The organism is Moorena sp. SIO3I6 (assembly GCF_010672095.1).
The window spans coordinates 1-16737 of record NZ_JAAHHU010000041.1 but is presented as its reverse complement, the minus strand read 5'-3'; the positions used below and the strand labels follow the sequence as shown (position 1 = coordinate 16737).

At 44.7% G+C, this 16737-nt stretch carries 19 protein-coding genes and 2 pseudogenes; 10 read left to right on the top strand and 11 right to left on the bottom strand.

The genetic code is table 11. The features are described 5' to 3' along the window. The first annotated feature begins 354 nt into the window (after positions 1-354). Positions 355-681, top strand: a complete 327-nt coding sequence (locus F6K49_RS14425) for a helix-turn-helix transcriptional regulator (protein ID WP_293083323.1) — start codon at positions 355-357, stop codon at positions 679-681. A 357-nt stretch (positions 682-1038) separates the two neighbouring features. Continuing rightward, on the top strand, positions 1039-2205 hold the full coding sequence (locus tag F6K49_RS14420; RefSeq protein ID WP_293083326.1) for a hypothetical protein: 1167 nt from the start codon (positions 1039-1041) through the stop codon (positions 2203-2205). Positions 2206-2609: 404 nt separating this feature from the next. Here F6K49_RS14420 and F6K49_RS14415 read toward each other — a convergent pair whose 3' ends face one another. Further along, entirely contained in the window at positions 2610-2783 is a 174-nt protein-coding gene (locus tag F6K49_RS14415) for a hypothetical protein (RefSeq protein WP_293083329.1), read from the bottom strand. Between F6K49_RS14415 and F6K49_RS53370 the strand changes: the two genes are divergently transcribed. Both F6K49_RS53370 and F6K49_RS53365 read left to right on the top strand, forming a co-directional pair. Next, entirely contained in the window at positions 2706-3419 is a 714-nt protein-coding gene (locus F6K49_RS53370; RefSeq protein ID WP_366511377.1) for a DNA cytosine methyltransferase, read from the top strand. The two genes, F6K49_RS14415 and F6K49_RS53370, sit on opposite strands and share 78 nt — an antisense overlap. A gap of 136 nt (positions 3420-3555) precedes the next feature. Then, entirely contained in the window at positions 3556-4014 is a 459-nt protein-coding gene (locus tag F6K49_RS53365) for a hypothetical protein (RefSeq protein WP_365940212.1), read from the top strand. Between the two features lie 38 nt (positions 4015-4052). On the opposite strand, the gene F6K49_RS14405 is transcribed toward F6K49_RS53365, so the two are convergent. The 3 genes and pseudogenes from F6K49_RS14405 to F6K49_RS14400 all read right to left on the bottom strand — a co-directional run. Next, on the bottom strand, positions 4053-4304 hold the full coding sequence (locus tag F6K49_RS14405) for a hypothetical protein (protein WP_293083332.1): 252 nt from the start codon (positions 4302-4304) through the stop codon (positions 4053-4055). 267 nt (positions 4305-4571) lie between these two features. After that, a pseudogene (locus F6K49_RS53360) lies at positions 4572-4694 on the bottom strand (pentapeptide repeat-containing protein); the annotation flags it as partial. Further along, positions 4676-5647 (bottom strand): annotated as a pseudogene (locus tag F6K49_RS14400) (pentapeptide repeat-containing protein); the annotation flags it as partial. The pseudogenes F6K49_RS14400 and F6K49_RS53360, both read right to left, overlap by 19 nt. Before the next feature lie 145 nt (positions 5648-5792). On the opposite strand from F6K49_RS14400, the gene F6K49_RS14395 reads away from it, so the two are divergent. The 3 genes from F6K49_RS14395 to F6K49_RS14385 all read left to right on the top strand — a co-directional run bounded on the left by F6K49_RS14395 (position 5793) and on the right by F6K49_RS14385 (position 7018). Next, positions 5793-5984 carry a hypothetical protein gene (locus F6K49_RS14395; RefSeq protein ID WP_293025681.1) on the top strand — a complete coding sequence of 64 codons (192 nt, stop codon included), beginning with the start codon at positions 5793-5795 and terminating at the stop codon, positions 5982-5984. Further along, on the top strand, positions 5969-6592 hold the full coding sequence (locus tag F6K49_RS14390; protein ID WP_293083338.1) for a hypothetical protein: 624 nt from the start codon (positions 5969-5971) through the stop codon (positions 6590-6592). Before F6K49_RS14395 ends, F6K49_RS14390 begins: the two co-directional genes overlap by 16 nt. 243 nt (positions 6593-6835) lie before the next feature. Then, positions 6836-7018 carry a hypothetical protein gene (locus tag F6K49_RS14385; RefSeq protein ID WP_293097605.1) on the top strand — a complete coding sequence of 61 codons (183 nt, stop codon included), beginning with the start codon at positions 6836-6838 and terminating at the stop codon, positions 7016-7018. Between the two features lie 450 nt (positions 7019-7468). Here F6K49_RS14385 and F6K49_RS14380 read toward each other — a convergent pair whose 3' ends face one another. The 4 genes from F6K49_RS14380 to F6K49_RS14365 all read right to left on the bottom strand — a co-directional run bounded on the left by F6K49_RS14380 (position 7469) and on the right by F6K49_RS14365 (position 9182). Then, positions 7469-7690, bottom strand: a complete 222-nt coding sequence (locus F6K49_RS14380) for a hypothetical protein (protein WP_293083344.1) — start codon at positions 7688-7690, stop codon at positions 7469-7471. A 238-nt stretch (positions 7691-7928) separates the two neighbouring features. Then, entirely contained in the window at positions 7929-8174 is a 246-nt protein-coding gene (locus F6K49_RS14375) for a hypothetical protein (protein WP_293097601.1), read from the bottom strand. A gap of 140 nt (positions 8175-8314) precedes the next feature. Beyond that, positions 8315-8887, bottom strand: coding sequence for a hypothetical protein (locus F6K49_RS14370; protein ID WP_293083350.1), 573 nt, complete (start codon positions 8885-8887; stop codon positions 8315-8317). A gap of 4 nt (positions 8888-8891) precedes the next feature. Beyond that, positions 8892-9182 (bottom strand): hypothetical protein, encoded by a 291-nt coding sequence (locus F6K49_RS14365; protein WP_293097598.1) that lies wholly within the window; start codon positions 9180-9182, stop codon positions 8892-8894. 293 nt (positions 9183-9475) lie between these two features. Between F6K49_RS14365 and F6K49_RS14360 the strand changes: the two genes are divergently transcribed. Both F6K49_RS14360 and F6K49_RS14355 read left to right on the top strand, forming a co-directional pair. Continuing rightward, entirely contained in the window at positions 9476-9790 is a 315-nt protein-coding gene (locus F6K49_RS14360) for a hypothetical protein (RefSeq protein WP_293025695.1), read from the top strand. Between the two features lie 18 nt (positions 9791-9808). After that, positions 9809-9997 carry a hypothetical protein gene (locus tag F6K49_RS14355; protein ID WP_293097595.1) on the top strand — a complete coding sequence of 63 codons (189 nt, stop codon included), beginning with the start codon at positions 9809-9811 and terminating at the stop codon, positions 9995-9997. 54 nt (positions 9998-10051) lie between these two features. Here the strand turns inward: F6K49_RS14355 and F6K49_RS14350 are convergent, their stop codons facing one another. Beyond that, complete coding sequence (locus tag F6K49_RS14350; RefSeq protein ID WP_293097593.1) at positions 10052-10576, bottom strand: hypothetical protein; 525 nt, start codon at positions 10574-10576, stop codon at positions 10052-10054. Between the two features lie 602 nt (positions 10577-11178). Between F6K49_RS14350 and F6K49_RS14345 the strand changes: the two genes are divergently transcribed. Then, the gene (locus tag F6K49_RS14345) at positions 11179-11340 is read left to right on the top strand and encodes a hypothetical protein (RefSeq protein ID WP_366514182.1); all 162 of its coding nucleotides are present in this window, start codon (positions 11179-11181) and stop codon (positions 11338-11340) included. Positions 11341-11358: 18 nt separating this feature from the next. Here F6K49_RS14345 and fxsT read toward each other — a convergent pair whose 3' ends face one another. Beyond that, a complete protein-coding gene (fxsT, locus tag F6K49_RS14340; protein WP_293097703.1) occupies positions 11359-14082 on the bottom strand; it encodes an FxSxx-COOH system tetratricopeptide repeat protein in 2724 nt (907 codons plus the stop codon). A gap of 416 nt (positions 14083-14498) precedes the next feature. Next, positions 14499-15689 carry an ISAs1 family transposase gene (locus F6K49_RS14335; RefSeq protein WP_293097590.1) on the bottom strand — a complete coding sequence of 397 codons (1191 nt, stop codon included), beginning with the start codon at positions 15687-15689 and terminating at the stop codon, positions 14499-14501. Between the last annotated feature and the right edge of the window lie 1048 nt (positions 15690-16737).

The window sequence follows — 16737 nt, the reverse complement described above, 5'->3', positions numbered from 1 at the left end:
ACAGCCCGCTTCCATTGCATAGGTAATAAATCAGTGACCACGTTACCCAAAAACATCCAAGGTCACGAACCAGGAGTAGTAAACAAGTACTACCCGCAGTGTGTCTCGTATTTTTCATGCTCAACACGATCTTTTATTGTCTAGGTGCTGTGGCGACCTAGAAACAGTAATAATGAGTCTAGGCCAGTTGATTCTGGGTCTACTAAAGCGAGTAGTCGGTGTGATTTGTTCTACTCGCTTTTTCATCCATGTGTACATGGTAGCGTGATTTAAACAAAGTGTCAAGGCATTACACAAGATTTTTTGAGAGGTGTTACACTTTAGAAGTTGAAATATTATAAAAACTTCTTGTAAATGAGCTATATTGAGGTTCGTAGCGATAAAAAGGTCAGAATTAAAAACTTCCCAAAAATCCTTCATAGATTATGTAAACAGTCAAAAGGAGGAATCACAAAGGTTTCTAGAGCATCTGGCATACCAAGGGCTAGCATCTATTCGATATTGACCGGGGCAGTGACCTGTATCCCAGAAGACACGTTAAGAAGACTGGAGGCAGCTCTTAGTGTGGATTTTGGAGTGGTGTTTAACTACGATTCAGATCTAACACAGGAAGTTGATGGGTCTTTTACCCGAATTGATCTTGTCCATAGAGAAGTTTCTGACCAATATCAGACAGAGTAAGTATTCGCGATCGTCCCTTCAGGATGCACTAAAGGCGATCGCACCAGATCCACCAGAGCTACCCCGTAGCCCATAAACATCCTATTACCATTAAAGCAAGACAATGACCATTACACCTAACAATGCACTATGTACTTTTGTTGATAAAAAAATAAGTTTACTAAAAAAAATTTCAAACTTGTCTTACTTGTTTGCTTTATGGGATATAATTATCACGTCTAAATTTAAAGGAAAATAAAAACCCCATCCTCAAACTCTTTTGCAGCAAAAAGGACGGGGAACAAGTACAAATAAATAAAACTTATGTTGAATTGTAGCGCAAAAAGTGCGACAAAACTTCTGTCGGACGAAAGACCTTTGATCTTTCTACCAGAACTTGCAGGTGCAGTCGGGAAGGTAGAAGCTTTCATATTGCAGGAAATTCACTACTGGGCTGGGATATTTAACCATGTAGTAGATAAAAAAAGATGGTTCTACAGAACTTATGAGAAGTGGGCAGAGCGGATAAAAGTTTCTGAGAAGACCATTGGCAGGGCTATTAAAAACCTCCGGGAAAAAGGTTTAGTCTACATTAAGCGTTTGTCTTCCGGGACATACTACCAGGTGAACTGGTATTCAGTTAACTACCAGGAGCTGAAGAAGAGAGTCAAGGACATCAAAATCCTTGAGTGTTTTGGTCAAATCGATTCGGCCAAACCGGGTAGTATCGATTCGGACATTTTGCCTGAATCATATAAAAGAGTACCTTTTTTAGAAAACTCTACATGTCACCCACCCACCCACCCGTGTGTTGAAGAAAAAAATGATCAAGACCAAGAAGAAAGTAATCAAGGGGTAGAAGCTGTTTCCATCCCTTGTGATAATGATAATGAGGATATAAAGGAAGAGCTGGAAGTAAGTTCCGCCGCCGCTGAGAAGAAGCGTGCGATCGCAGCAGCAGAGATACAGCTGAGAAGGCTTCAGATTAAGCCAGCTGCTGTGATGAAGTACATGATCAATTTCTATGCAAACCTTACCCATGCCTTAGATCGGGTAAAGGAGGCGGTAAGGGAAGGGTGGGTAAAAAACCCAACCGGGCTATTCATTCAGTCCCTGAAGGACGGGGTTGATGAGCAATACTTTGAGGCTAATGAACAGGTCAAAGAGAATCCAATTCCATCCCCACCCCCTGGTTTTGTTGAGTGGTGTAATAACAACCCAAAAATTAAAACTTATCGTTTTACTTCTGGGTCTACCAAAGAATGGACAGTAATGTACAAGACCGGGCAGATATTGCCCTGGTACATTGCTATGAAGTGCGATAACCCTGATTATCACCCACCCCAGGGTAATTCGGAGTGCCAGCCATCTGAGCCATCGGGTAACCCAGATCAAGTGAGTTGGATTCCAGCAAAGAGTGCTATTGAGATATCCACAGAAAACTTTGCTGAGTACCGCAGACATCATCAACAATCACTACTTAAGGATTTAATACAAAAGTACTTGCCGCCATCGGGCTTTCCTACGAATCCAGAGCAGGAGTAGGGAGGAATAACAATGCAATATCAACTTTTTGATTTGTCCCAATATGGGATAAATCCTAGCTCTGGGGTAAATCCACATCAGACGGATTTGGACGGGGACATAGAGGAATTTGAGGCTCTTAGGTCGCGAACGCAGAAGCCAAAGCAATATCAGCAATGTGAATTTTTCGATTTATCTCAATATGAGACAAGTCCTGATTCTCAAGTAAATCCATATCAGATGGATTTGGATCAGAGATTCAAGAAAGGAAGGTCACGACAATACAAGCGAAAGCGATATAAGCAATGTGAACTTTTTGATCTCAATCAGTATGAGGTCAATCATGATTCTGATCTGAATCCATGTGAAGCCCGCCCTAGCACTGGGGAAGAATTTAAAAGGAGAGGGTCGTGTACGCAATACCATCAAGACCAATGTATGGACTCAGTGAATCCATCAGAATTATCAGAACCATCGGCTTGTTTGAGGGGATTGGGGGATTCCCCTATGCTGCCAAACAGATCGGGGGATTCTTGTGGGAAGGATCCGTGGAAAACGACCCTTCCTGTATCAAAGTCCTTGAGCGGAACTTCTCCCATCCTATTTTTGGGGATATCAGGAGTTTCCACCCCAAGCTGGGTGAGTATGATTTCATGGTTGGGGGATTCCCCTGTTCTGGGACATCATCCGCTGGCGACAAGACTGGACTTGACCATCCCGAGTCCTCTCTATATAAAGAATTCATCAGATGCATTGAAGAAGGACGACCCTCGATGGTCCTTCTTGAGCAACCCGAAGGATTCCTCTATAGGGGATATGAGACATGGGTTGAAAAAGTATCAGAGATTGGATACGAAGTCTTGGATCCAATCATCCTTGGCTGCCACCAGATCGGCGGCAGCTATCGCAGAGTCCGAGTCTTTTCTCTGTCCTACGCTCCTGACAGGACGTGGAAGATCAGGCAGGGGCGCTGGCAATACCAAGTGCGAACGCTGGTGGAAGAGTTCGGGACTTCTGCCCACTGGCTCACAATTGAGCGTGCAGGCGATGTTGCTGTTGCACGGCTTCCCACCGGATTACCTGGAACCGGAGATGTTTGTCTCCACGCCGAAAAAGGACAAAGGGGAAGGAGAGAAGCCAGAAGACTTATCGGCCAGACAGTATCAGTCCCCCAGGCAGCCCTCGCCCTCTCTGCCGCAAAGTGGGTCTGGTACCAAAGAGGGGACTGGGTATAGCGCTATAGCTTTTTCTCTAAAAAATCCTGGGGATGAGTATAGCGCTATAGCTTTTTCTCTAAAAAATCAGCTGTCCATCGAGGAGCATGAACAACTCTCTATTGTTGACTACTGCCATGATAAGGCTATTGGTCAATTGGTTGCTTCCAAGGATGGGCGTATAGGGACAGTAATCCGAGCTGTTCCGGGAGATACCCTTCGTTTAGACGTTGAGTGGTGGTACGGAAACCAGTACAGCAGAATTCCGTTTAAGCAGGTGAAGCTACTTGGACTGACTATAGAAGACCGCTTATGCTGCCGCCTCCCAGATGCTTCCAAGCAGCACGGTACCTTATACAAGTTCACCGCTAATCGCAGGGGGAAAGATGGTGTTATGCGCACATACCCACTGGTGGAAGGCGATCGCACCAAAGACGAAGATTGGTATTGGGGAATCAATATCAAGGTTCTGGTAAACCCCAAGAAAGGCTGGCAAAGTAAGAACTTTGGAATTAAACACTCAAAGCTCCCTTTGGTTCGAGCTGCCCAAAGGGAGGGCAAGGACTATGTCTATATAGTTGAGAAGGTCTTGGGGAAGAGTATCAACCTGTGCTGATTAGTGTTGCGGGTGGTGTAAGACGGAACCGTTCTGTTTTAGAGAAAAAATCGGTGGTCTAAGACGGAACCGTTCTGTTTTAGAGAAAAAACGAGTCTTCCCGGTGGTCTAAGACGGAACCGTTCTGTTTTAGAGAAAAATGTGGGTGGTGTAAGGGCGATCGCATCTGTATGGGGTGCAATCATTTTTCTTTGCTGTCCGTACATCGGGCAACCTCGATTTATTTCGGTATCCCCATGCAACCACCCTCTACTCCCAACAGAAGGAAGGTCTGATTGCGATCGCTGCAAGAACTACCCCATCCTTTCTCTAGTACCAACAGAGGTGGCGGAATCAGTGGGGTGAAAATAGCTCAAAAGCTTTCCCTGCATGAGAACAGAGGTGACGGTAAATAAATTAACAACAAAAGGGAATCCCCAACTCAAGGGAGTCAGGGTATATCTTTAAGTTCTTTTATTAGTTTCATTCCGGCGGTTTTAGGATTAAAGTTTTCAGGAAATATAGTGGGACAAGGATATTTTAGATAAAGTCTTTCGCAAGTAACTTTCAATGTGCTTTTATCTGTATAAATTGCATTTTTTAAAATAGCACCTTGTAAAATAGCACCTTGTAAAATAGCACCTTGTAAATTTGCTTCCTGTAAAATAGCACCTTGTAAATTTGCTTCCTGTAAAATAGCACCTTGTAAAATAGCACCTTGTAAATTTGCTTCCTGTAAATTTGCTTCCTGTAAAATAGTACCTTTCACGTCAACTATTCGTGAGTATTTTCCTGGATTTACAAACACAGAAAAACCTAATCCTAAATTAGCCTCCTGTAAAATAGCACCTTGTAAAATAGCACCTTGTAAATTAGCGTTCACTAAAAAAGCCTCCTGTAAATTAGCGTCCATTAAAAAAGCCTCCTGTAAATTAGTGTGCCCTAAAATAGCACCTTTTAAATTAGCGTCCCCTAAATTAGCCTCCTGTAAATTAGCGTCCCTTAAAAAAGCCTCCTGTAAATTAGCGTCCCTTAAAAAAGCCTCCTGTAAATTAGCACCTTGTAAAATAGCACCTTTTAAATTAGCGTCCCCTAAATCAGCATTAGAGAGTTGAATTCCTCTCAAATAAGCGTTTGGTGCTTCCAAGCCTCTTAAACTTTCTCTATCCCAAGTCAACCAAAACCAGGGATTACGTCTTGGTCTTGAGTTCAGGAATTCTAGGGCTTGTATTCTACCACCACTACCTTTTTGGCCATATGCTGCTGTAATTACCTGCCATGCTTGATAAATTTCACTATCTCGTCTATCCTTTTCACTAGCGACAAAAACTATTACAGCTATGAGTATTGTTATATTACTAGTAAGATTTAAAATTTCTATTACTGCCAGCCTATTCAAGTAACCTAAAAAAGGTTCTAGAAATTTTTTTTCTGTCTTTATAAGTGGTTGATTAAACTTAAACAGTATTAATCTTAAGGGATTGTTGGCAATTTGTTCAGCTTTAACCCAGTCTTGTTCCGCATCACCTTTTTCTTCTGTTATTTGACGATTTTGATAAAGTTTAAAAGCTATTTTTTTTATATTTTTATGGGGTGTTTTTTGTGACCAGGATATTGAAACTTTGACTTGATGAAGTACCTGTTTGAGTTTCATAGTTACCAATTAGGGGTAAATGCAACATAGAGGTTGTCAGTGACTTTATATGCTCATCGAATGTGCTTATATAAGTCCTGTTATTACTTGGGGAAGGCGATCCCCTAATTTATTACCCCTTCTAAGTCCAGTCATCAGGTTTTTTTTGCCCCTATGCAAAAAAATCTCAGGTGTGCAAGCAGGGCAGTTAAACAGGTATCTTGGTGGTCTTGCCCGTTATTCCCGATTCCCGATTCCCTATTTCCTCTACATAGATATAAAATGTTCAGTGAACATCCGGCGAACACCCGGTGAACATTCACCGAACATCCAGCAAAGGTTATGGCTCAAGAAATAGACAAAATCCCCGTTAAGGATTTACAGACCCGATACAAGATAGGTCGCACCGCCCTTTACGATCGAATCAAACATGCCAATATTGAAACAAACAAAGAGGGGACTCGCTCCTTTATATCTGGTAGACAACTGGAGGAATTGGATCGTTTAAACAACCATTTGGAAAGGGGTGGAACCTTTGAAGACTTTGAGGCATTATTGACCGAAGAATTTACCGAAGATAGTCAGGAAACTATCTCCCTGGACAGTTCACCGAACAGTTCACCGAACAGTTCACCGAACGTTCACCGGACAGGTTCTTGGGAGGCAGAACGGGAAGCATTGGAGGTGTTGATTGATGCGATCGCGTCTGGTATTGAGAGAGCCAATATCAACAGAATGAAGCCTTTGAGCCCCATAGAATACATGCAGCAGTTGAAGATGGCTGCCCAAGAACAGTGGTTATTAACCACTTCGGAGGTTAGAGAATTGATAAAAGTAAAACCTCACACCAGGAAGGGTGAGGATACTTATAGGAGGGGTTCGTGGTTGTTTGTTAAATCGGGGAAGATTGGGAGGGAAACTGCTTGGCGTGTCGAACAGGAACAGGGAACAGGGAACAGGGAGTAGGGAGTAGAGAACAAAAATTCCTATAATTCATTGCTTTTCGATGTAAACTACAGTCGATGAATCAGGATTTCGGAAATACTTATGTGGGAATAAATTTGCTTGTGTTCTTTATTCCTATGGTGTTTAACTTGATCAGGACAAGGTTCACTACTGTTATGTGCGATGCCCTAAATAACCAACTATATAGTGGTCACATACGCTCCCCTCACAACCTTGCCGCTGTCCTGCCTTTGCAATACTTCTTTGGAACCGCTAAAAGCGATCACAGGTATTCAGTTAGACTCATCTGAACTAGAACACCGTTACCAGCAATGCGATTGCCCTATGGCCACGCTACGCGATCGCCCCAGTAAAACCAACATCCCAATCAAACGCGATCGCACCAGCAGCAAGACCAACATCCCAATCAAACGCGATTGCACATAGACCATCGAACACGCGCTGCGCTGTGGAAACCAAATAAATACCTTGGCTTCGCATAAATACCTAGCCGATCGGTGTTGCAGTTCCCGGCTGGGTCGGCGCTCGGCATAAATTTTTTCTCTAAAACACTCAGATCCAATGGCCTCGCGCGACCACAGCCTAGTCGGCCAGGCGGAGTGTGGAGATTGAAAAGTTCGCTCGACCTCCGTTAGGAAAATTTATACTAAATTTTCCTAACTCCGCCCGAGCTACACTTTTCAACTCCAGGGGGGGTGTCCATTAAAAAAAATGGAGGGAGAAGGAGAGGGAGAGGAAGAGGTAGCGAAGGTGGGTTGGCTTCGGTTGCGTCGTGGGTTGCGTCGTGGCTGGGCACGGGGCTGGTTTCTGGTTTTTGACCGGGGCGGCTGGTTTTGGCTGGCCGCCCCGGCCAGCCCCTAGTTGTCGGCAAAGTTGTTAAAAAAGCGAGAGCTGTTCGTAGGTTGGCTTACTCAGCCATTCGGGCAGCGGATTTTTCTCTAAAAAAGTTATGTCGATGTCAAAACCATAATAAAAAGCAAGAGCTATGGTTCCCCAGGTTCCTGATCCGGAACCGTGGAAGGTTGGTTTTGGTTGTACCCCTTGCGGGCAGGGTTTGTTTGGGAAAGCTAGCAATTTGTAGCTTCCTGGGTTTTTCATGCAGTTTTTTATCATCCGTGTACTTCGCTCTGCGAAGTGCCACCGTTCTTTCCCCGTCACGTGGTAGGTCGTTACAGTGTGTTTTTTCTCTAAAAAATGTAGGGCTATTGTATCTACCCCAGGGGCGTCCCCGATGTGCCAGGTTTCTGGGGATATGCTGTTTAGCTTTTCCTGGATTACTCGGATATGCTCTGGTCTTATGGTGCGTGGTCCTGTGATGCAACAGTTAATCATGGCTTTATTTTCTCTTTGGTCTTAACCTCAGTATACCATAAAATACGGTGAAAATCAACGAAAATACATTCTTTTTGGGATTTACAGAAGGTTGCAAAGACTCCGCTCCGGGGGATGCACGGGGCTGGTTACTGGTGATGCCAAGTAGTTGATCGGTTTCCCAGCGCCCCGGCACCCCCGGAGCGGAGTGCGGGAGTAGGGAGTAGGGAGTAGGGAGTAGGGAGTAATGCGATCGCACACCATTATTCATGCGATCGCGCTACTTTAGTTAGAACTTAAGCAGGTGCACAAAATTAATTACACATTTGCCAAAACTCAAAACCTTACGATGTAACGGGTACAGAGATTGGTAGTAAGAAATTAATTTTGTTTAGGTGCTTTAGTTCATCATCAAAACGCCTCCTTGTTTAATTCATCAAGTGGAGGAAGTCCGAACTTTTTCTGATAACTAGCAACAGTTGCTCGTGCCGTTTCAGAGTCCCAATAACACCGTCCCAATCCAAATAAAGCCACTGCTCTGCGCATCGCTTGGGCTGCTGCTTTTGGTATTGGACCACCCCATTTAGTTGATGATGTTGATTCAGAGCCTACACCTTCCCGTTCAAAAAGCCCTTGAGCGCACAAGATTTGAATTTTTGTCTTGACAATAACCATGTCGGATGAAATAGTTATGTCATCAAGTTTGCTCCAGCCGGGAGTGATGTAATCTAATATCAACGATATGGTCGATGATCGTAGATAAGGGGCACGTCCGATCAGCTTTTGAGTTCCGTCCGGGGACTTCTTATAAAGTGGTTTGAAACTAACAAGTTTCAACGGGATTGGAGCCGACAGGTCAGACATGATTTCTGGAAGTTCTCGCATCCAGCCGCGAGTAGTCTGCTCATATATGGACTTTCGGAGAGACGATAGGTCTGGAGGTAAAATTGGGCTTGCCCCATTTTGAGAATTAGTTTCATTCATTTTCTCAAAACTCCGTAGTTGAATTAGGGTTCAAACTTGCCCAGTATTTGTCGAATTTCGCGTCATGTTTCCCAGAGGAAAAACCTGACATATACCGGCAGTTTTTTCGACATACTTTTGATGAATGGCAAACTTGCTTGGATTGGTTGAAGTAATCGCAGCGGCCTTTCCAAACCCCCAGATAACCATCCTCATAGCCCCTTTCCTGGAAAGAGAGCATGGTTTCTGTAGCAAAACCATCTGTCTGATGAATCTTCGATTCTTGCTCGAAGTCCAACCATTGGTCATATAGCATAATATTGAGTTAAGTCTCTAATTTGACTGACAACGGAAGGAATCTCTTTGGTCTTTACTTCCTTCCGTTTCTATCCTCAGTATACTAAGGATTAAAGCTAATGTCAAGTCATTTTATCGAAAAATATTTCCTAGCATTTTAGTTTTAACCGTGGTATACTTAGGATAAGACTAATGCGTGCCAGTGCCATGTCCAGACTGATTCCGTTTTAGAGAAAAATAGTGGTGATTTTCTCTAAAACAGGGACAAGCCTGGTGCAGCCTACCAGCAACACCAAGTGAAGCAAGATAAGTATGAATACTCAGAGCAAAGGATTCAAAATCAATAATCCATTGGGAAAAAACGGTTATGACACCGGAACTCAAGTTAAGTCCCGGGGCAAGAACATGACGTTCAAATTACTGTTAAGTGATCAGGATGAGATCCTCCAACACCTTAAGGATGAGGGGATAACCGTTCAGGAGTTCTGCGATCGCATGGTCATCCTCTACCAGATGTTTGTGATGGGGGAAGAGATAACACCTGAGAAGCTCAAAAAAGCTGGCATATCCAGTGAGCAATGGGAAAGAGTAGTGAAGTATATACTGTCACGACTGAAGTTTTCCTAATGAGCGTTTTTCATAACTATGAGGTTCACAGGATTGTTTCCCTGCTCCCTGCTCCCTAAAACCTATAACGAAAGTACTTCACTATCTGATCATTCTCAACTTATTGGACAAAGACAGCACTACCACAAACATGCCCTTGCCCTAAAATCAACCACCATCCCTAACATCAAGAGTAATCTCAGCAGTTATCACACGGTCCGTCTGTGAAACAATCTTCACCCGTCTCACCCGACCAGCATAGGGCGTTCGCGTAGCGTCTCCCTAGGAGAATCGCACAATACTCAACTCTGCCAGCTCCTTCTCCACTTCTTGGGATTGCTTCACCAAAGATGCCAGCTGGTACTGCTGCCGCTGTAGATTAGTTTGATACGTCATCATCTCCAGAGAATGCCGGTAAATCTGCTGTTGGTAACGAGTTTTTGCAGCATTTAACCGAGCAATAGCAGAATCGATCGCAATCTGTGTTTTAATTCGCTTTTCCTGTAACCGTTGTCGTTTCTGGATTTTATCCTGGTCATGGATGACATTGAGATAATCCATCTTGAAGCGGAGGGGTGGAGCTGCTTCAATCTCCATTTCGACCAATGCTAAATCATTCCGAGCTTTTGCGATCGCAGCCTCCTCCTCACTAAACGAAGGTGTTGGTGGTTGTTGGATTGGGGGTAGTGGTAAACTCATCTGATTGATCGCGATTTGCAGCTGGTTCCGTCTTGCTTCCAGTGTTTTTCGTTGAGCAGTGCGGTCCGAGAGCGTTTCACTTACCTTTACTCTGTCCCCCTGCTTCACCTTGATGTCTTCCGGTGCTGTTACTGTTACGTTTATTCTGTGGCGCTTTGGTGCAGTAGGTTGAGTTTGTGTAACCGGTGTAACCGGGGTAATACCATCAGGTACTGGTTCAATGGTGTAGTTGTTGTTAAGTCTGGGGGAGATAGAGCAGCGAAATAATTGGTTGAGTTGAGCACCGGGAGATTTTTATTCCAATGTTTCCCCAGTTGTTGAAGCTCGACGGCTGGAGTTTCTGTTCTCAGTTTCTGCTAATGAGGTTGCTTTTCGGGTACACGGTATTTTTGTTTTCTGGTATGTGCTGGGGGTTTTGTGGATAGGTGGTGTCGGTTGTGTGCTGAGGGTTGAGGTGTAGGTAGTTGTTTGCTCGGACTCTATCTTGATAGCGATCGCATCGCACCACCCATTTACCTCATTTTCATTGATGCATTAACTCAGCTTCCATCGATGAGAATTTGGAAAAATCTTTAAGTACTGATAATCCCCCTACAGGGAACTTCACCTGTCTGTAGAAAAGAATGCCCGGAATAGGGTTGGATTAGGGCATCATCAATCCCTTGTTTTTCAACTAAGTGAGCAGAAAGTGACGCAACTGATGGGGTGAAATGGGCTTACTGAGTCCCGCCTCTTCTGTATATCTTCTTGCTGGGATTGACATCGTGACGGTACAAAAGCTATCTGGCCATGCTTCCCCTGTGACTACGGCTAAGTATGACCGGCGGGGTGAGGAGGTTAAGCGTAGGGCGGTTCAGAAGTTGGGGTTTTAAGAAGAGGAGGGGTGAGACTCAACTTTGATCTAATAGTGTGCTTAAATTATCGGAAATAGTTTGGGTTAAGGGATGATTCTCTCCTAACTGCTGCACAGCTATTTCTAGTGCCTGACGATAGAGGAGTTCGGCTTCTGAGTACCGACCCTGGTTTAAGTACAGTGCTGCCAGGTTGTTGAGGCTGTCTGCTACATCCGGGTGGTGTTCACCCAGCAGCTGTTTCCTTAGGTCCAAGGCTTGTTTTAAGAGGGGTTCGGCTTCTGAATACCGACCCTGGTTTAAGTATAGTAAAGCCAGGTTGTTGAGGCTGGTAGCGACATCCGGGTGGTGTTCACCCAGCAGCTTTTTCTTTAGGTCTAAGGCTTGCTGGTAGAGGGGTTCCGCTTCTGAGTACCGCCCCTGGTTTTTGTACAGTACTGCCAGGTTGTTGAGGCTGGTAGCGACATCCGGGTGGTGTTCACCCAGCAGCTTTTTCCTTAGGTCTAAGGCTTGTTTTAAGAGGGGTTCCGCTTCTGAATACCGACCCTGGTTATGGTACAGTAAAGCCAGGTTGTTGAGGCTGGCTGCTACATCTGGGTGGTTTTGACCCAGCAGCTGTTTCATTAGGTCTATAGCTTGTAAGTAGAGGGGTTCCGCTTCTGAGTACCGACCCTGGTTTAAGTATAGTAAAGCCAGGTTGTTGAGGCTGATAGCGACATCCGGGTGGTTTTGACCCAGCAGCTTTTTCCTTAGGTCTAAGGCTTGTTTTAAGAGGGGTTCCGCTTCTGAGTACCGACCCTGGTTTTTGTACAGTTCTGCCAGGTTGTTGAGGCTGGTAGCGACATCCGGGTGGTGTTCACCCAGCAGCTTTTTCGTAAGCTCTAAAGCTTGTAGGTAGAGGGGTTCGGCATCTGAGTACCGACCCTGGTAATAGTATAGTAAAGCCAGGTTGTTGAGGCTGGTAGCGACATCCGGGTGGTGTTCACCCAGCAGTTTTTTCCTTAGGTCTAAAGCTTGTAGGTAGCGGGGTTCGGCTTCTGAGTACCGCCCCTGGTTTAAGTACAGTGCTGCCAGGTTGTTGAGGCTGGTAGCGACATCCGGGTGGTTTTCACCCAGCAGCTTTTTCCTTAGGTCTAAGGCTTGTTGGTAGAGGGGTTCCGCTTCTGAGTACCGACCCTGGTTTAAGTACAGTTCTGCCAGGTTGTTGAGGCTGAATGCTACATGTGGGTGGTGTTCACCCAGCAGCTTTTTCATTAGATCTAAGGCTTGTTGGTAGCGGGGTTCCGCTTCTGAGTACCGACCCTGGTTATGGTACAGTGCTGCCAGGTTGTTGAGGCTGGTAGCGACATCCGGGTGGTGTTCACCCAGCAGCTGTTTCAAAAGGTCTAGTGCTTGTTGGTAGAGGGGTTCGGCCTCTGAGTACCGACCCTGGTTATGGTACAGTGCTGCCAGGTTGTTGAGGCTGGTAGCGACATCCGGGTGGTTTTCTCCCAGACGGTGTTGGCTAACCTCTAGACATTGCTTTAACCAAGGTTCTGCCAGTTTGTAGAATCCCTGACTCTGATAGAACCGACCGAGCCCAATAAATGCCTGAATTAAATCCTCATCCTCTAACCATTGTTGTAGTTCTGTTGCTGCTTCTACTACGTGAGGTATGAATGGTGATATTCCGTCTACTTGCTCTTTTGTGAGACTTTGAGGGAGAGACTGTGCTTCTTGTACCATTACCTTACAGAAACTTTGTTTGAGCTTCTCTGCTTCTGACCTCTGTTCGAGTTTACTGCGGAAGTATTGCCGTAGTAACTGATGAAGTTGGTAAGTTCCTTCGCCTTTGTGTTGTAACAAACTCAGCTTGACTAAAATGGTGTCTCTAATATCCTCTAAGTCTTCTTTATCTTCTTCTAGTAGACACTGCTCTACTAATAACCAGGAAATAGGTGCGGAGGCAAAAAGACTAAGCAGGCACGCTAGTTGTTGGGATTGATTACTTAATTCCTCCCAACTTAATTCAAAGGCGGCTTTGACTCCCCTCTGTGCAGTTACTTTTGTTATGGGTTCTTTTAGTGATTTCTGTTCCAGTCCTTTGCTTTTTAAGCGTTGCATCATTTGAAGCAGGGATAAGTCTGGTTTTTCGGCAAGATACTGGCCTACTAATTCCAAACCTAGGGGTAGATAGCCTAGTTGTTGGCAAAGAGCTTTGGCTTCTTTTAGTTGTCTTTGCACACGGGATTTACTAATAAGGGATTCAAGTAACTCCAGGGCTGCTGGTTCTGAGAGTACTTCTAAGTTAATTGGTACAAATTTCCCAGCTAATTTTTTCCGCCTTGTGGTAACAATGATTTTAAAGCGTGGTTGGTTGGGAGGAAGGTACGGTTCAATGCTTTCGTAACTGGTTACATCGTCGAAAACGATTAAGATATCTCCAGAAAACGGCCATTCACGCCAACAATAGGGGATTTTGTCTTCTTCTACTATATCTTCATGGAACTTAAGTTTAAGCTGTATCCGTGCGTATTTAAGGAACTCAGTAACCATTAAATCTATGTCTCTTGCCTGTAGCCAGCAAATTCCACCGGGATAGTGGTTTTCCCTGAATTTCAAGGCGTATTGCAATGCTAGTTCAGTCTTGCCAATGCCCCCCATTCCAGTAACACTTGCAACAGTAGAGGATATGGCCACCCGTTCAGCTTTTTGGAGTTCCTGGTGTAAATTGTCTAATTCATTGGAACGACCAACAAATTTGACAACATGGCTATGAGGAATATTGTCTGGTTTGCTAATTTGGATTTGGTTAACCTGCTCCCCAGGCGACTTCAGCTAATGTTGAGAAGGATTATTGTAGGTAATGTTGACGGTAGCATTACCACTAGTTCCTTCAATGACTGGACTTTGATTTTCAGTGTTGTAAGTTACATTACCAGATACTTTGTTGTAATTTACCTCACCACCAGATACAGGGTAATCGCATCTTAGTAGAGTTCTAAAAGTACAGTAACCTGACCTAAAATTTGACTGTAGAATTGCTGATTATACCCTCAGAAAAGTTAATGGTACTCGTTTGTGTGTACCAGTCCTGTTAGTCAACACTCCTGGAGCCTAACCGGCTTCGGTTAATAGATTCAGTCCATCACCTCCAATGATTGCTCCTCAACAATCTTGCATCACCCTCAAAAAATGCCTCACTTCGCCGCACTGGCGGCCAGGATTTTGATTAGGAAGTCATTATCCATCCCCGCCCTATAACGCTTCATCTTGAGACTCTGGCGGGAGGGTTCGCGCTTGAGCAGGTTAACACTCAGGCGGCGCAACAGCCCTAGATTTTCAGCAGCATAGCCCTGGCGAACCCGACTGGCATCTTCATTAAAAGTGACATCAAGGACCCAATGTAGACCATTTTCAACACCCCAATGGGAGCGAATTACCTGGTTGTGTTGCTGGCCATCGGGTTCGAGGGCACTGAGGTAAAACTGAGTTTGTGTCGTGGTTTTGTTCCATAACTGCCGCCTTCGCTTCACCATCACCACGCTGGTTAAACCTTGCCATTGTGTTTGCCGATGCAACGGGGGTAGTTGACTCACAGGCACCGCCCACACCTGACGGGTTTCTAAGCGGTGATGCCCGGCCTCCACCGTTTGGTGGTAACTCAATTCAATCCCTTGCCAGTTCTGGTCTTCGGCCATAGCAAACCACTGTTCCACCTGCTGACTAAGCTTGCCCTGGTTGCCCTTGAGCGCCAGGACATAGTCCCCACCAGCTTCCTTAATTTGTCGGGCAATGTTGGTTTGGGTGCCCATGGCATCGAGAGTCACCACCGCTCCTTTGAGGTTCAGCAACTTGAGCAGCAGTGGCACTGCTGTGATTTCATTTGATTTACTCTCGACTTTTTGTTGGGCCAACACCAGTCCATATTCGCTGCTCCAGGCACTGACGCTGTGAAGCGCTTTGAGGTCGTTGTTACGGTCATAGGAGCCTTTGGCCGTCTTACCATCAATATGAATCAGTTCAATATTCAAGCTCTCGGTGATGCTGCCCACCCAACTCAGGAAGCTGGCTTCGAGTTGCTGGGGATCGAGAAGGCCAAACACCCGACCAAATGTATCGTGAGATGGTATTCCATGAGGTAAGTCTAAAAATGTTTCCAGCCACTGTAGCTTGGCTTTACCGTAGGTTTCGATGGCCACAAACCCATCGGCACCCGCAATCACAGCCAAAATGGCTATGGTAACAATCCCGACAAGATTATGGTCGATTCTGCTACCCACACGGGGATCCTCGAGATGCTCAAAATGATTGAGTACACTCTTTTTCAGGATCTGAGCCTCATGCTCATTGTGAGTGTTAAGAACGGGTCTGCCAAAACCTTTTGCCATGATGAGTGACGAGAAAATACAACCCTTTACACATCCTAGGTTACCCTTGATGAGAGATGAAGGACTTGTTCATGCAACCGTTTTTTTTGTCAAGTACAATTTATACCAAATTAGATGCGATTACCCTGGTTGAATTATCTTTCCAAGCAATCGCAACAAAAAAAAATGATCAGTTTAGATGATACCCCGGGTATAAGAAGATGTCATCCTCGCCAACCCCCAAACAATGATCAGAAGATTGGCAAATTAATGAGCATTCCCTGTTGGAGGCTATCAAAACCTTTATAATATCTTTAACGAAAATTCATAAATACTTAGAGCCGCCTCGGTGCAACGATTCTAAGTGTCAATATCAGAACTATTGTACTAACGGGTGCTTGCGAACGAGCTTATTGGCGGTATTATTATTCATAGCACTAAAACACACTAAAGCACCCAAAGTACAACCCTGGCTGCATTAGTGAACTAGATCCCAAAAGCTTGGCGATCGCTTTTAGCAGCTTCTGCGGAGCATCGCGCCACGTATGGGGTTTAACTGAAGTTCGATAGTGAAAAATAAAAGGTTCTTTAAGGGCGTACTGCCTTGAAAAATTAGGGCACAGTGCCTAACATCAATGCACCTGCGCCCTTAAAGAACTACAATTCTCACAGTGTGAGAAAAACAAAAACATTTTCATACAACCATGATAACTAATAACAGCCACTGGATTACAGTAAAAAAACTAAAAACCACTTGCCCAGTTTGCGGCAAACCGAACTGGTGCAGTATTTCAGCAGATAAAAGTACTGTCAAATTTGAAAAAATAAATAGTGATCACATCGGACAGTGGAGTGCGCTGACTCCACTGTCCGATGTGATCACTAAACTGAATACCCAAGCTGTCCACCTTAGGGACTTGCAAATAAATAGACTACCAGTTAATATCAAATCCGGGTGTATACTTACTGTTAAGACAGAGCATGGTAAGTTTTATGCCCAAAAGGTTGACCCTGAAGCCCCACCTGAGTTGTGACGCCTTGGAACAGCGATATCGTGAAGAAAAAGACC

Bases quoted from the DNA above. Each gene is read 5' to 3' on its own strand.
- F6K49_RS14380 (WP_293083344.1), bottom strand. From the start codon at position 7,690: ATGAAAAACCCAGGAAGCTACAAATTGCTAGCTTTCCCAAACAAACCC.
- F6K49_RS14425 (WP_293083323.1), top strand. From the start codon at position 355: ATGAGCTATATTGAGGTTCGTAGCGATAAAAAGGTCAGAATTAAAAAC.
- F6K49_RS14375 (WP_293097601.1), bottom strand. From the start codon at position 8,174: ATGAATAATGGTGTGCGATCGCATTACTCCCTACTCCCTACTCCCTAC.
- F6K49_RS14415 (WP_293083329.1), bottom strand. From the start codon at position 2,783: ATGGGAGAAGTTCCGCTCAAGGACTTTGATACAGGAAGGGTCGTTTTC.
- F6K49_RS14335 (WP_293097590.1), bottom strand. From the start codon at position 15,689: ATGGCAAAAGGTTTTGGCAGACCCGTTCTTAACACTCACAATGAGCAT.
- F6K49_RS14390 (WP_293083338.1), top strand. From the start codon at position 5,969: ATGGCTCAAGAAATAGACAAAATCCCCGTTAAGGATTTACAGACCCGA.
- F6K49_RS14345 (WP_366514182.1), top strand. From the start codon at position 11,179: ATGGGCTTACTGAGTCCCGCCTCTTCTGTATATCTTCTTGCTGGGATT.
- F6K49_RS14360 (WP_293025695.1), top strand. From the start codon at position 9,476: ATGAATACTCAGAGCAAAGGATTCAAAATCAATAATCCATTGGGAAAA.
- F6K49_RS14355 (WP_293097595.1), top strand. From the start codon at position 9,809: ATGAGGTTCACAGGATTGTTTCCCTGCTCCCTGCTCCCTAAAACCTAT.
- F6K49_RS14370 (WP_293083350.1), bottom strand. From the start codon at position 8,887: ATGAATGAAACTAATTCTCAAAATGGGGCAAGCCCAATTTTACCTCCA.
- F6K49_RS14365 (WP_293097598.1), bottom strand. From the start codon at position 9,182: ATGCTATATGACCAATGGTTGGACTTCGAGCAAGAATCGAAGATTCAT.